The sequence below is a fragment of the Persicirhabdus sediminis genome, assembly GCF_016595495.1.
Classification (GTDB): domain Bacteria; phylum Verrucomicrobiota; class Verrucomicrobiia; order Verrucomicrobiales; family Akkermansiaceae; genus Persicirhabdus; species Persicirhabdus sediminis.
Genome location: NZ_JAENIM010000008.1, coordinates 1 through 13,952 on the forward strand (window position 1 = coordinate 1; position 13,952 = coordinate 13,952).

The 13,952-nt window shown below is 50.8% G+C and carries 13 protein-coding genes; 9 read left to right on the plus strand and 4 right to left on the minus strand.

The window, feature by feature from the left end; translation table 11 throughout:
• From JIN82_RS00330 to JIN82_RS00340, 3 genes are all read left to right on the plus strand, one after another.
• Positions 1–417: hypothetical protein (locus JIN82_RS00330; RefSeq protein ID WP_234041668.1), on the plus strand; the 417-nt coding region annotated here is incomplete at its 5' end.
• 405 nt (positions 418–822) lie between these two features.
• Positions 823–1,488 (plus strand): hypothetical protein, encoded by a 666-nt coding sequence (locus tag JIN82_RS00335; protein WP_234041669.1) that lies wholly within the window; start codon positions 823–825, stop codon positions 1,486–1,488.
• Between the two features lie 130 nt (positions 1,489–1,618).
• Entirely contained in the window at positions 1,619–2,461 is an 843-nt protein-coding gene (locus JIN82_RS00340) for an Imm26 family immunity protein (RefSeq protein ID WP_200309575.1), read from the plus strand.
• A gap of 274 nt (positions 2,462–2,735) precedes the next feature.
• Here the strand turns inward: JIN82_RS00340 and JIN82_RS00350 are convergent, their stop codons facing one another.
• From JIN82_RS00350 to JIN82_RS00365, 4 genes are all read right to left on the minus strand, one after another.
• A complete protein-coding gene (locus JIN82_RS00350) occupies positions 2,736–3,299 on the minus strand; it encodes a DUF420 domain-containing protein (protein ID WP_200309579.1) in 564 nt (187 codons plus the stop codon).
• 1,232 nt (positions 3,300–4,531) lie between these two features.
• Entirely contained in the window at positions 4,532–5,095 is a 564-nt protein-coding gene (locus JIN82_RS00355; RefSeq protein ID WP_200309580.1) for a hypothetical protein, read from the minus strand.
• A 155-nt stretch (positions 5,096–5,250) separates the two neighbouring features.
• Entirely contained in the window at positions 5,251–6,096 is an 846-nt protein-coding gene (locus tag JIN82_RS00360) for a hypothetical protein (RefSeq protein WP_200309581.1), read from the minus strand.
• A gap of 122 nt (positions 6,097–6,218) precedes the next feature.
• Entirely contained in the window at positions 6,219–6,752 is a 534-nt protein-coding gene (locus JIN82_RS00365) for a hypothetical protein (RefSeq protein ID WP_200309582.1), read from the minus strand.
• Between the two features lie 216 nt (positions 6,753–6,968).
• On the opposite strand from JIN82_RS00365, the gene purE reads away from it, so the two are divergent.
• From purE to JIN82_RS00395, 6 genes are all read left to right on the plus strand, one after another.
• Positions 6,969–7,478, plus strand: a complete 510-nt coding sequence (gene purE, locus JIN82_RS00370; RefSeq protein ID WP_200309583.1) for a 5-(carboxyamino)imidazole ribonucleotide mutase — start codon at positions 6,969–6,971, stop codon at positions 7,476–7,478.
• Positions 7,479–7,487: 9 nt separating this feature from the next.
• Positions 7,488–8,645, plus strand: coding sequence for a 5-(carboxyamino)imidazole ribonucleotide synthase (locus JIN82_RS00375; protein WP_200309584.1), 1,158 nt, complete (start codon positions 7,488–7,490; stop codon positions 8,643–8,645).
• A gap of 335 nt (positions 8,646–8,980) precedes the next feature.
• On the plus strand, positions 8,981–11,731 hold the full coding sequence (mbhE, locus tag JIN82_RS00380) for a hydrogen gas-evolving membrane-bound hydrogenase subunit E (RefSeq protein ID WP_200309586.1): 2,751 nt from the start codon (positions 8,981–8,983) through the stop codon (positions 11,729–11,731).
• A 3-nt stretch (positions 11,732–11,734) separates the two neighbouring features.
• Entirely contained in the window at positions 11,735–12,076 is a 342-nt protein-coding gene (locus JIN82_RS00385) for an NADH-quinone oxidoreductase subunit K (protein WP_200309588.1), read from the plus strand.
• Positions 12,077–12,096: 20 nt separating this feature from the next.
• Positions 12,097–13,590, plus strand: coding sequence for a proton-conducting transporter transmembrane domain-containing protein (locus JIN82_RS00390; protein WP_200309590.1), 1,494 nt, complete (start codon positions 12,097–12,099; stop codon positions 13,588–13,590).
• A gap of 5 nt (positions 13,591–13,595) precedes the next feature.
• A complete protein-coding gene (locus JIN82_RS00395) occupies positions 13,596–13,934 on the plus strand; it encodes a Na+/H+ antiporter subunit E (protein ID WP_200309592.1) in 339 nt (112 codons plus the stop codon).
• Positions 13,935–13,952: the final 18 nt, after the last annotated feature.

Below are 13,952 nucleotides of genomic sequence, written 5' to 3' on the forward strand. Positions count from 1 at the left end.
TCTTCGCTATGTCTTCTACGTGGTTGTGTCATGGTCTCTATGATTTCTTGGTATCAATTAGGAGACCTGCTGGCTAGTATTTTGGGGAAGTTCAGATTGTTGACGAGTGAGGACATTGACGCATTGCCCGCGACACTTACTGCATCGCAACTATTTAATAAATTTTGGCAGATGGATCTCCCAGACCCGCCAATCTTTATTTACCCCTCGGCAACGCCCAATTATCAATACATTGCATTTGCTGATCCAGCTGACGATGAGGCGTTATTCAACGAGGAGTATGATAATGTGAAGATCGTGGCTATCGCTCATCTTAGCGACGATCAAAGTGTAAGATCAATAGTTTGGGGCGCAGATCCTACATCGATCCCGGAACATCCTGCCTCAGATCCATTTCAAGAAGCTTCCAAAGATTAGAAGAAGCATAACAAGTCGGAGCACACCCCGTCACATACATCATCTCCCATAGCACCGAGCGGGTGATGACTTTGTTACTGACGCACCAGCTGATGTGGTTTTGCATCGCTGGCGTGGCATGTTTGAAGTTAGCATGGTGAAGCCTATCTGACTAACTGCTAGCTATTTGATTGACTGATTAGAGCGATCTAGCAAACTTCATTAGGTTCACTGAGAGCTGAAAACTTTCAGTTACTAACCAAGGACACAGCCCGCCATCATTATGAGAACGATCCATCAAGCTAAACATGCCGCCCGCCAGCTAACCCTAAGCCATGATCGTAGTCTCGGCTAATCGGATTTCCGAAATGTTAAATCCACCACCAATTACTACGAACCAATACTGTTAGCCCAAGAAAAATGCTTATGCGATATAACGCCATTTTAATCGCGCTCTTGATCACTGCATGTGCGCCAGAGGAGAATGAACAGGCCTCCCCCGACACCGAATCAACAACTATGGAATTCATCGAATCTGAACTGCTTGGAGATGTCACGCTGTGGCTTTCGAAGTCCGGAGAATTATATCGTGAGGACGAGCTGAAGGCGCTTTCGAAGACGATCACCGCAGATCAGGCGGTTGAGCTTTACACCTACCTCCGAGACAACGGTGAGCGGTGGGAATCCGAGTGGAGAGAGTCATTCATTTCTCTGTTTCCGCAGTCGGAATCGAAGCTTCCGGAGATCGCCGAAGCCGATCGTTGGCAGACCGAAGTTTTCGAAGTCATAGCTGCCGGCGAGCTCCAAGGCGTAAAAGACTTCATCCAGGAGACAGGGATTTTGGAGAACATCAAGTTTGATCCTGCGGACACGTATCAGGAAGGGCAGTCGATGGGATTCACCGATAAGGTTGATTACATCCCATTCGATTTTTTCCCGGTTCAGGTAGAGAACGAGGATGGTGATTATCCAGTTTCCTACGCCCGCGAGAAGGGGCTGACTGAGATTGCGGACTACCTTCAGTCTGTAATCGACGAGCTGAGCCAGCGATACCGAAATGCCTACGAAGCCGGACGCAAATCCAAGGGCTAACAAGACGTCGCTCTCAGCACCTGCCCCGCCGCGAGTTCAAATCCGTTATGACCATTCAACCTTCAACCCGCAGTCGAAGCCTATCCCTCGGGCAGGTGTGAGAGGACTGCGACGTTAGCTCGGAACAACTATGATAGAGAACGACACTCTAAAGGCATTCGCATTTGACATCCAACTGCCGGATGAGACATCGCCCCGGTTCTACATCTTCCATGACCTTGCGGAGTTGTTCGGCGAAGAGTTCAACCGTGATGCCTTGAAGAGACTTCGAAAGTTGCTCCGTGGGCATCCTCAGAATCCTCGTGGCAAGTTGATATCGGACTACGAAGCGGATTGTGTTTCACTGAATGCCAGCAAGGCCGACGTGATCTACCTGGTGGCAAGGATTATCAATGAGGAATCCATATCCGCCTACAGACGTGAGTGTTCTGAAGAAGAGTATGCTGAAATCCTTGCAGAACTCCAGGGCTGGAAGAGACGAAAACCGAAGAAGTGGCAGGTCGGCGACGTGTTTTCTTTTTCTCTGAGCAACGGGGATCTCGGCTTTGGCCAAGTGCTCGCAAGGGAGTATGGGGCGCCAACATGTGCGTTACTTGATATCAGATCTTCTGAGCTTATAAGCGTGTCAGAGATCGAGAAAGCACGCGTCATTTCCATATTGCATCTCGGGTCCGATCTCTTGGATAAGGGGGGGTGGCAAGTTATTGGTACCGCCAGGGTTCTTGCGGATCCAGACAGCTCTCAACACGGTAGCCTCTTCGATGTCGGATCAACCTCCTTCGGATCTGGACAGCATTTGCAGGATCTCGCTGAAGCCTTCTACAGCCTTTCGCCATGGAATGTCGGTTATTGTGGAGATGACGAGTATTTCGACAAGCAATTGATGGCTGACGTGAAGCGACCGGAGAATTGCCTCTGGTTGAATGACGAGAAACGAAGAGCGTATCGTGACGAACATGGAATCACCGCTTGAAGGAAGAGATAACAAGTGGATTCATGCCCAACGAGGATCAGCCGCTGGCGCGTCTGCCCCACGTGGCATGATCCAGGACGCTCACCCCATCATATCCACCAGCTCCCGTAGTACCGAGAGCGTGATGCATTTGTTACTGTTGCTCCAGCAGATGTGGTTTTGCATCGCTGGTGTGGCCTGTTTGGAGTGGAAGCTGCCGTCTTGCAGAATGGCGTATTTTTCCACCTCGGGGTAATTTTCTAGCCAGATCTCCAGCTAGCTGAGGTTTTGCTGTTTACCCGTAGTAGGGTTTGAGCATGAGGTAGCAGATGGGGCCGGTGATGCAGACGTAGAGCCAGACGGGGAAGACCCAGCGGGCGAGTTTGCGGTGGCTGTGGAGCTGGTTGGTGAATCCGGCGATGAAGGTGAAGAGGATGAATGGGAAGCTTAGCGCGGCGAGGATGATGTGGCTGATCAGCAGGATGAGGTAGACGGCTTTGAGCGCGCCCTCGCCACCGTAGACGGTGTGGCCGCTGGTGATGTGATAGGCGACGTAGCAGAGCAGGAAGATGGTGGAGCAGGCGAAGGAGAAGCCGATCCAGAGCCGGTGGCCTGTGATGTTTTTCTTTTTGATGGCGATGACGGCAAAGATGAGGCCAAGGCCGGCGAGTGAGTTGAGCACGGCGTGAACGGCGGGCAGGAAATCTAGCGAGACGCCAGCTGGGAGTTCGAGGTGGATTTCTCGCATGGCGACGACTAAACCGAGTACGGCGGCAGTCACGACCCAGGCGATGGGTTTTAGCTTTTGGGCGAGCCGATGATTTGGCGCTTTGAGCAGGGTTTTCGTGTATGCGTTCATGCGTTTGAGATAGCGTTACTGGCAGATGATGCAAGTATTTCCTGCGCTTTGATGCACAGTAGGTGGGTGAGACCATTCTGCCAGCTAGCTAACTGGAATAGTTTTGATTTTGAGTTGAGAAAAATGGCGAGTTCAGCAGGCTGAGTTGATTATGAGAAACTTCGGTTTTGATTGGCGCTTATCCACGGGTTGCGCTCGCTGGTGCTCGTCGACCCGCGGCTAAAGTCCATTAGCCCTTCGGGCTAGCTAGCTGGCGTGATTTTTCTAGCTTGTAGCGAGTCAGCTAGATGACTTGAGCTGGCTAGCTTTGTCTCGCCCCTTTGGGGCTGCAGGTTTGTTGGGGGCGTTCTCCCTGACCTGCGTTAGGCCTTCAGCCTTGCCTTGGTCAGGGCTGTAGTTTCTCGGTCCTTTGGACCTTTTTTCGATAATGCAAGAATCTAGGGGAAGAGTCTGGCTAGATAATATCCTAAGCTGAGTGCTTTATCGTAGCTGGTTTTTCCATTTTCCCTGCGGGAAATACGATGTTTGGGGTGCTTATCCACGGGTTGCACTCGCTGGGGCTCGTTGACCCGCGGCTAAAGTCCATTAGCCCTTCGGGCTAGCTAGCTGGGGTGATTTTTCTAGCTTGTAGCGAGTCAGCTAGATGACTTGAGCTGGCTAGCTTTGTCTCGCCCCTTTGGGGCTGCAGGTTTGTTGGGGGCGTTCTCCCTGACCTGCGCTAGGCCTTCAGCCTTGCCTTGGTCAGGGCTGTAGTTTCTCGGTCCTTTGGACCTTTTTTCGATAATGCAAAAATCTAGGGGAAGGGGTGGCTAGATAATATCCTAAGCTCAGTGCTTTATCGTAGCTGGGTTTTCCATTTTCCCTGCGGGAAATACGATGTTTGGGGCGGCTATCCACGGGTTGCACTCGCTGGGGCTCGTCGACCCGTGGCTAAAGTCCATTAGCCCTTCGGGCTAGCTAGCTGGCGTGATTTTTCTAGCTGGCGTTTGGGTGAGCTAGGGGGGAGCAGGAAGTCTCGGGCTAGCTAGCTGGCGTGATTTTTCTAGCTTGGGTGTGGGTGAGCTGGGGGAAAATGGTGCCGTGAGCCGATTAAATGTGCTAATCGGCTCAGAATTGGCTGTATTTTGAGCCGATTAGCGATTTTAATCGGCTCATAATTGGCGTTTTTTTGAGCCGATTAGTTGTAATTTGTTTAGCGCGAAAGACTTGTATTTTTGGAGCCCGCTAGCTGGTTATTTGTTTGCTGGGGTGTGGTTGTTGAGGTGCTTGAGCTGGGCGTCGGCGATGTCTATCAATAGGGTGATGATGGTGAAGACGAGGTAGTTGACGGCTAGCGAGACGACGGTGGAGACGAGCACAAAAAAGGGGCTAGGGTTGGGGATAAATTGGGCATTGATAGCAAAGCCAAAGCTTATGAAACCGGCGAGGGCAATGAGCATGAACCCAATGGCATTGAGGGCGGAGACGACACGGCGTAGTGGGCCGTAAGCGCTGTGGTCGCGCAGCTTGTGCAATGTCTGCTCTTGCTGGTTGTTGAACCGAGTGGCTGTGTGTGGGTTTTTGGAGAGCGGAGTGGCCGATTGTGCACTTTTTGCAATGTCGGTAAAGATCTCGGTGAACGGAATGGTTTTTGATTCAGCTGCCACGCTCACATTTTCTGTGACGAGGATGGAGTCGTCGGCACACAGGTTTTCTAGACTTTGGGCAAATTTTCTAGCGGCATCATTGATGGACTGAGCCTCGATGGTGGCTTCCCATTGGTTGTTGCTGGTGCGGCGGACGCAGTATTCTTTCATGAGTTTGTTAGTGGTGCTTGTGTGTGGAACTCTCAGCTGGTGATTTAGTTAGGTGAGCTGGCTGGGGGTGGCCAGCTCTAGTAGCTGATTCTAGCGGCTGCGTCTAACTTCTTCTTCTAGCTGAGAGTGTTTTACCATCAGCTAGCCAGATGACGTTAGGTCGCGGCGTTGATTTTTTGTTCTAGCTCGCGGTGGTCAGCTGAGCTGATGATTAGATTCTCCACGATGTTGAGGGCGCTGAGATTATCTTTACCGTCCTTATCTGTGGTGATGGAGCAATACTTCACGGTGAGGTAGCTGTCTTGGCTGCAGCTTGGGCATTTGGTGAGGCCTATTTGTGTGTAGGCTGATGGGTCTTCAATTTCAGTTGAGAGGTTTTTGATTGCGCTCAAGTCGCCATTTTCCAGCTGCTTGATGAGATGTTTTTTATTAGGAATGTCGGCGAATTTTTGATCTGAGTTAGAGGTTTTAGCCCACTTGTGGCAGCGCTCACAGAATGGCACGTCACCGGTGGCCCAGAGACATAAATAATAGCTAGCTGCGATAACGATGGCAGCTTCTGCTAGCCAGATGAGATAGAGGGCAATGCCTGTTGGGGTGATGTTGCGAATGCCCCACACGCCGTCGATAGCGATCATCTGCATTGCTTGCCATTGGTCTAGTGGTGAGAGAATGAGATACTCTGAATCTGTGTAGGCAAAGAGCCATGCTACCCAGCTGAAGTAGACGGCAATGACGGCAAAAATCACGGCTAAGGTAATGGTCGCCTTGTTGTTTCTAATTTTCCCCCAATTAGCGCATAGGCCAATCGCCATGCCAACTGCTGCGCCGAAGATGATGGTGAAGATTATATTGAGGTAGATGAAGGGAACATAGAAAGTAGCATAGGCATAGATGATCGCTAACAGTAGGCAGGCTAGTCCTCCTAATACGATGCTGTAGATGATGCCTAGCGGGTTGATGCCACCTGAGTGGGTGTAGTAGTTTTGTGAAGAGTTCATGTTTGTGTAAGTGATAGGGCGACTTTGTTAGCTACACAGCGATGGTTCCAGTAAATTATTTGTTATGTGAATAAAATTTTCACGAACTTGTTCAGCTGATAGCTGTGAGGAGTTTGGTAGATCTATGCACGCAGGCGAAGATCGGCGAGGTCGATGAGTAGGCGAAGCAGCTGGCTAGCTAGATAGATGAGCCCGCAGTAGAAGGCGGTGCTTAGGAGGATATAGATGGCTGCTGGCCAGCTCAGCTGTCTCTGGATGAGTCCGGAAGTGGCAAAGAGCCATTTTACGACCACAAAACACTTCGAGATGGCCAAGAGGTAGGCGATGACTGAGGTGATGGTGATGGCGCTGTGGAAGCCAGGATAGGCGGTGTGGGCGCGGGTGAGCAGGCGCTTGATGTTGGGGCCAACTGTGCGCGGGGTTTCTTGAGCGATGTATTCATAGATGGCTTGTACAGGAAATTGCTCCCAGCTGATGCGATTGTCGAGACTACCGACGACATCTTCTATGCCATCATTGCGCACATCTAGAGTAGCTGATTCTGGAGTCTCTGGGTAGCGGTGCAGGTATGCTATGGCTGCCTCGGTTGCTGTTGTCGCGCTGATGGTGTCTGTGCTATCTTTGTCTCCCTCTATCTGTACCTGAAATTTCTTCATCGCGGGTATGTTAGTTGTGCTTGTTAGTTGGGCAAGCGTAAACGATGGTTTCCTGCTGGGTGTTCGTTAGGGGATGATTAGGCACGCAGCTGATGATGGGGGATTTTCCAGCTGGCGGAGGATGCCAGCTGGACGTGGCGGACAAGTCTTGCGGGGGCGGGTGATTGGTGTTAAGGAATGGCAACGGAGGCATCTCCGCAACCAGATCACAGAGACATGTCAGAAGAGAATCAGAGCAAGCCAGTGGTGGGAATTATTATGGGAAGTTCGTCGGATTGGCCGACAATGGAGCACGCAGCGAGAACGCTGAAGACGCTAGGCGTTCCTTATGAAACCAAGGTGGTGAGTGCTCACCGTATGCCAGACGAGCTCTATTCATATAACAAAACTGCGCGCGAGCGTGGGCTGAAATGCATCATCGGTGGTGCTGGCGGCGCGGCGCATTTGCCGGGCATGTCTGCAGCGATTACAGATCTGCCAGTGCTGGGTGTGCCAGTGGAAAGCAAGGCGCTCAAGGGCATGGATTCTCTATTGTCTATTGTGCAGATGCCGGGTGGAATTCCTACCGCTACTTTTGCTATTGGTAAGCCGGGGGCAATCAATGCCGCACTTTTTGCTGCAGCGATGCTGGCTAACGAATGTCCAGAGCTGCTCGAGCGTCTGGTAGAATTCCGCGCAGCACAGACTAAAGTAGCGACTGATAGTGAGCTACCAACCCTCGACTAATTTTTGACTATGTCAGCGACTAAGAGATTTCAGCCAGGAAGCACGATTGGCATCGTGGGTGGCGGCCAGCTGGGCATGATGCTGGCGGTGAAAGCCAAACAATACGGGTATAAGATTGTCGTCTGGACTGGCGGCAGTGAATCACCAGCGGCGAAGTTTGCCGATGCTACGGTGGACGGCGCGTACGACGATCCAGCTAGTTTGGCTGAATTTGTAGCGGCGGCAGATTTTGCCACGGTTGAGTTTGAAAACCTACCTGTGGAGATGTTGCGCCAGCTGGAACAAGAGATTCCTCTATCACCTAATTCTAACGCGATCTACACCTGCCAACGGCGCGATTTAGAAAAAACATTCCTGCGCGAGAATAACATTCCGCGCGCGATGTTTGAGCTCGTGCACAATGCCGACGAACTCGCCAAAGCGGTGGAGCGTGTCGGAGCCCAAGGGGTGCTGAAAACGGCTTCATTTGGCTACGACGGCAAAGGCCAACAACGACTGCACGGCGGCGAAGACCTCGCTCAGGTGTGGCAAGATTTTGGCTCCGACTGCGCGGTATTCGAGCAGTGGGTGCAGTTTGAAAAAGAGCTATCTATCATGGTGGCGCGCGATGCTGAGGGAAATTGTGTTTTCTACGATCCAGCTGAAAACGTGCATCGTCACCACATTCTCGACCATTCTATCGTGCCCGCTAGAGCGAGCGATGAAGTGATGGAGAATGCTCGCCAGATCGCGCAAAAAATCGTCGAGGCTCTGGATTACCAGGGCATCATGGGGGTGGAATTTTTCCTCAAAGCCGACGGCCAGCTGGTGGTGAATGAAATGGCACCACGACCACACAACTCAGGCCACCACACCATGGATGCCTGTGAGACATCGCAGTTCGAGCAGCAGTTGCGTGCGGTTGCCGGCCTTTCGTTAGGCTCAACTCGACTTCTCAGCCCGGTGGTGATGTTAAATTTACTCAGCGATGTGTGGAAAAATTCTGGCGACCAGCCGGACTGGAATCCACTTTGGGACGACGGCTCAGCCACGCTGCACTTATACGGTAAAGCTTATGTGAAGGGGCGTCGTAAGCTCGGTCACGTCAACTTTTTAGCCAAAGATGGGCTGGCTGATCCGCTAGATAGAGCGAAAACGATTCAGCAAAAATGGTTCGCTGAAGTGTAGTCTTATTAGATTTATCTAGCCGTTTTAATTTTCGGGTGAAATCGGCGCTAGATGTAAATAAAACACCTTATCAGTACCGCTTGGTGGGTAACTCCGCCAAGCGGTGTTTTTTTGTGCTGTTGCTTTACTGACAATATCAGCTGGAAATCAAAGTTGATTGTCATTGCAAAAGACAAATGATAACACATGTTTTAAGGAGTTGTTTAACATTTTGCAAAATGAAGAGCCTACTAGTGAGTGAGAAATATGTGATAACAAAGCAGCCGAACAACCGCTTGGCTGCGGATTAGCCTGGGGGATTCTAGGAAACCAATTGATGAATAATTTTAGATAGCATGATGTCGATAGCAACTTGGGTTTGGATTCCCTTTATACTCGCGTTAGTCACGCTGGTGGCGACACCTTTGATGAAGCGCATGCCGCAGGCATTCTCCTTGGCGCTCGCCGCGGTGATGTTAGTTCCGGGCATACTCTGTGTGCAACAGCTGGTGGCTGGAGAAAGCCAGCAATATTCGCTAGCCTGGTTTGAGGCCTTAGGCATTAACTTTGACCTGCGATCTCACCCGTTCTCCTTGTTTTTTGGCGCGTTGATCTTTTTGATTGGTGCCTCGGTGGTGGCCTACACTGGCTTCTACCTAACGCCGAAGAAGTTTGTGAACCGCTTCATGGTGGCGTTGTTAGTTTTTGCTGGTTCCATGGTGGGCTTGGTATTTTCCAACAACATCCTGCTGATGTTCCTGTTCTGGGAGCTCACTAGTGTGTCGTCCTACTTCATGATCGGCCACTATCACGAGCAGCTAGACTCACGAAAAAAGGCGCTGCAGGCATTGCTCGTAACGGGTACTGGCGGACTCGTCTTGCTAGCTGGATTTGCTTTGTTAGGAAGCATGGGCGGTAGCTACTTGCTCAGTGAGCTAGTAGAAAAACGCGAGTTATTGGTCAACCACGAGCTCTACACGGCGATGGTGATCTGTATCTTCATCGGCGCATTTACCAAATCTGCACAATTTCCATTCCACTTCTGGCTGCCAAATGCGATGGCTGGCCCAGCACCAGCAAGTGCGTTTTTGCACTCTGCAACGATGGTGAAAGCGGGTCTTTTCCTGCTAGCTGTGATGAGCCCAATCATTGGTGGCACCGCACTGTGGAACCAAACGCTGATGGTGATAGGCGGCATCACTTTGATTATTTCCTGCCTCAGCGGGCTGGTGCAGACGGATGTGAAAAAGCTGTTGGCTTATTCAACCACGGCGGCACTTGGTTTCCTAACGATGCTGTTGGGCATCGGTACGGAAGAAGCCTTTGTGGCTTTTGTTCTCTTTCTAGCAGCGCACGCATTCTACAAGGCGCCATTGTTTATGATCGCGGGTAGCATCGAGCATCACGCGCATTCACGCGACATTCGCACGATCTCAGGTCTATGCAAAGCGATGCCGGGCACCAGCATCGCCGCTGGCATGGCATTGCTCTCAGTAGCTGGTATTCCGCCAATGGCTGGATTCATCGGCAAAGAATACGCCTACAAAGCGACCAGCTTCTATCCATCTAGCGATATCAATTTACTAACTATCGTTGCGGTATTTGGCGCAGCCGTGATGATCGCTCTATCAGCGCTGGCCGTTGTTGGGCCGCTGTGGAGAAAGAGTGAAAAACCAGAACATCGCCACGAAACCACCGTGCAGTGGGGGGCGCCACTTTTCCTTACCATGATAGGTTTGGCTGTTGGTCTCGCACCAATCTGGTTTGCTTCTACTTTCCAATCCATGGCCGCGTCGCTATGGAATGACGACGTCAACATGGCCATCAAGCTGTGGGCTGGCGTGAATTTGCCGCTGGTACTCAGTATCATCACCGTGGCTACCGGCGTGATTATTTACCTCTACATCGGCAGGTTCCGTCCAGCTGGTGAGAAGATCTACGCTGGCTTTGCCAAATGGGGGCCAGAGCGCGCTTACGACGCCTCGCTAGCTGGCATGTTAGCCTTTGCCAAATGGCAGACCAATGCCATCCAGCACGGTAGACTGCGTGGCTACATCGCCGCTACTTTTGCTTCCGCCACCGCGCTGATCGCCTACAAACTTTGGTTCTCATGGTCGTGGCAAGACTATCAGGTGAGCTTTGATAACCCAGCCGCTGAGCTAGCTGTCGCCATCATTGGTGTGATCATGCTTTTGGCAGCGCTGTTTGCGCTGAAGGCCAGATCGCGACTAAAAGCGATTGTAGGCATGAGCATTGTTGGCCTAGGCATCGCCTTGTTATTTGCTGTATTCAGTGCACCGGATTTGGCGATTACCCAGATCTTGGTAGAAACATTGGTAGCTATCTTGTTAGCCTTCGTTTTGCCACTGCTTCCAGAAATGCGCCGCTACGCATCCAAAGCGGTCAAGCGCACGGATTTGGCCATCTCACTGTCAGCTGGTTTGGTCATGGCAATTATCGTTCTGAAATCAACCAGCGTGAATTTGCATGTTCCTATCTCCGACTTCATGGGAGAGCAGAGTTACCTAATGGCACACGGTAAAAACGTGGTGAACGTCATCCTGGTAGACTTCCGGGCGATGGATACCTTCGGTGAAGTTACCGTTCTAGCGATTGCTTCTATCGGTGTGTTAGCGCTGTTGCGCACGACTGCTAAAGAAGCTGGCTGTGGCCATAAAACGTCGATCATTCTGCGTGTGGTAGGTAAGTTCCTCCTGCCAATCCTCATGGTGCTCGCACTCATCGTTTTCTACCGTGGTCACAACGAGCCTGGTGGTGGATTCATCGGCGCCTTGCTAGGTTGCTGTGGATTTGGCCTGATCTTGCTCAACAGCAGCGATTCTGGCCTAGTAGCCAAAACGCAAAGGCTCTCCAAGCTACTCTTGGGTGTGGGACTATTCCTGTCCGCCCTCGCTGGAGTTGTTGGTAGCCTTGCAGGTACAGATTTCTTCACTGGCCTGTGGATCGCCCCGAATTTGCCGCTCATTGGTGAGCTGCACTTAGGCACGCCATTGCTCTTTGATGTTGGCGTCTTTTTAACTGTCATCGGCTTCACCTGTACGGTGTTAGCTTCATTTTCAAATCAACCACTAGAGAAGGAGTACTAAAATATGGATGTTATATTAGCTATTGTGATTGGCGGCTTATTTGCGGCCTCAGTCTATTCACTTCTTCAGCGGAGCCTATTCCGCATGGTGATTGGCGTGGTCTTGTTAAGTCAAACCGCTAACCTGATTGTCTTCACCGCTGGGGGACTAACACGTGGCAAAGCAGCATTCATTGCTGACGACGCTACTCAGCTGGCTGAAGCCGCTGCCGACCCGCTCCCTCAGGCGCTGGTGCTTACCGCCATTGTTATTGGCCTCGGCGTGACTTCATTCCTGCTAGCCCTACTGCTCAAAGGTGTGCGCAAAGCACAAATCGATGACCTCGATAAACTTAATCCACTCTAATTTCTAATTTTTCATACTCGATGAATCCTACATTGCTTATCATAGCTTGTATTCTACTGCCATTTGCTGGATCCGTTTTGGCTCTGCTCGGTGGTAAGTCGCTGCGCTTCCAACAGGCAGTTGGCATACTCGCTTTCTCACTCGCGCTCGCCGCGTCATGTGCTTTGTTGAAATTTACAGCTACTGGCGAGATCGCCACCGTAGTTGTAGGTGGCTGGAAAGCTCCATACGGCATCACTCTAGCAGCTGATATTCTCAGCGCCATGATGCTGGTGGTCTGTAACCTAGTAGCTCTGGGAGTAGCTATCTACTCACTCAAGGGGCTGAGCGTAGAACGCCAGACGACTTTCTTCTGGCCACTCTTACTAATCTTGATGTTTGGTGTTAGTGGTTCATTTGTGACGACTGACTTGTTCAACCTCTTTGTTTGGTTTGAGGTCATGCTCTTGTCATCATTTGTTCTCATGTCATCACGAGCTGGCAAAAGCCAGTCCGCTGGAGCGATCAAATACGTGGTGCTCAACCTCATCGCATCCACCTTCTTCCTCTGTGGCGCTGGCCTGCTCTACGGAAAAGTGGGCACGCTAAACATGGCTGACCTCGCCGTGAAGTTAGGTGAAAATGACTCCATGCTGGTGCAGAGTTCTGCTGCCATGTTGTTCATTGCCTACGCGATCAAATCAGCCGTTTTCCCATTCTTCTTCTGGCTGCCAGCATCATACCATACGGCTCCAATCCCAGTTTCCGCTTTGTTTGCGGGCTTGCTCACGAAGGTTGGTGTCTACGCATTCATGCGTACCGGGACCTTGTTTGTCTTCACTGGTGATAGTAATATGGAGCGCATCCTCATGGTGGCGGCTATCCTAACGATGGTCACTGGCGTGCTCGGTGCTGCGAGTCAGTTTGCCATGCGCAAGGTGCTTTCATTCCATATTATCAGTCAGGTTGGATATATGATGTTGGGCTTGGCTCTCAATTCCACACTGGCCATTGCCGGCGCTATTTTCTACATTTTCCACCACATCATCGTGAAGTCTAACTTGTTCCTTATCACTGGGGCTGTTGAACACAGCATCGGTACCAGTGACCTGTCCAAAACTGGTGGCCTCTACAAGAAGCTTCCTTGGTTGGCGATGTTATTCCTCATTCCTGCACTTTCTCTAGCGGGCATTCCGCCGCTGTCAGGGTTCTGGGCAAAGTTTGTTGTTCTCAAAGCGAGCTTAGATTCAGGTGAGTGGATTGCCGCCGTCGCTGTACTAGCGGTTGGCCTACTAACATTATTCTCCATGACCAAGATCTGGAACGAAGTATTCTGGAAAAAGGTGCCTGAAGGCGAAGAACGCGAGCTGAAGAAGATTCCAGCTACGATGTTAGCACCTATCGTCGCTCTTGCTATTTGCACAGTAGTGATTGGTCTCTTTGGTAATGATTTATTTAAGCTCTCTGAGCAAGCATCAGAGCAGCTGCTTAACCCGCAACCGTACATCGAAGCTGTACTTAACCCGAACTCATAAGCAACATGTCTATGATTACAAAACCAATTTCAGTGGCGCGATTTGCAGTTCTTTATCTCAAAGAAATCCTCATCGGCTGCTTGCGAATTGCTCGTCTCAGCCTCGCTCCTAAAGTCCACTTTTTGCGCAGCATTGAGTACATCGATATCCAGCTGGAAAATGATGTTCAGCGTCTCGCGTTAGGTAACCTCATTAGCATGACTCCTGGTACTCTAACCATGGATTACTCTGATGACGGTCAGCAGGTGATTGTGCACATGATGTACGCTGATGAAGAAATTCGTCAGGAGACCATCGACACTATCGTTAAGGAGTTTCAACCCGTAGTTAAAATTTTATTCTAATGGATACGATAATATTGA

Coding starts and splice junctions, on each gene's coding strand:
- JIN82_RS00375 (WP_200309584.1), top strand. CDS start 7,488: ATGTCAGCGACTAAGAGATTTCAGCCAGGAAGCACGATTGGCATCGTG.
- JIN82_RS00390 (WP_200309590.1), top strand. CDS start 12,097: ATGAATCCTACATTGCTTATCATAGCTTGTATTCTACTGCCATTTGCT.
- JIN82_RS00360 (WP_200309581.1), bottom strand. CDS start 6,096: ATGAACTCTTCACAAAACTACTACACCCACTCAGGTGGCATCAACCCG.
- JIN82_RS00355 (WP_200309580.1), bottom strand. CDS start 5,095: ATGAAAGAATACTGCGTCCGCCGCACCAGCAACAACCAATGGGAAGCC.
- JIN82_RS00340 (WP_200309575.1), top strand. CDS start 1,619: ATGATAGAGAACGACACTCTAAAGGCATTCGCATTTGACATCCAACTG.
- JIN82_RS00350 (WP_200309579.1), bottom strand. CDS start 3,299: ATGAACGCATACACGAAAACCCTGCTCAAAGCGCCAAATCATCGGCTC.
- JIN82_RS00365 (WP_200309582.1), bottom strand. CDS start 6,752: ATGAAGAAATTTCAGGTACAGATAGAGGGAGACAAAGATAGCACAGAC.
- JIN82_RS00335 (WP_234041669.1), top strand. CDS start 823: ATGCGATATAACGCCATTTTAATCGCGCTCTTGATCACTGCATGTGCG.
- purE (WP_200309583.1), top strand. CDS start 6,969: ATGTCAGAAGAGAATCAGAGCAAGCCAGTGGTGGGAATTATTATGGGA.
- JIN82_RS00385 (WP_200309588.1), top strand. CDS start 11,735: ATGGATGTTATATTAGCTATTGTGATTGGCGGCTTATTTGCGGCCTCA.
- JIN82_RS00395 (WP_200309592.1), top strand. CDS start 13,596: ATGTCTATGATTACAAAACCAATTTCAGTGGCGCGATTTGCAGTTCTT.
- mbhE (WP_200309586.1), top strand. CDS start 8,981: ATGATGTCGATAGCAACTTGGGTTTGGATTCCCTTTATACTCGCGTTA.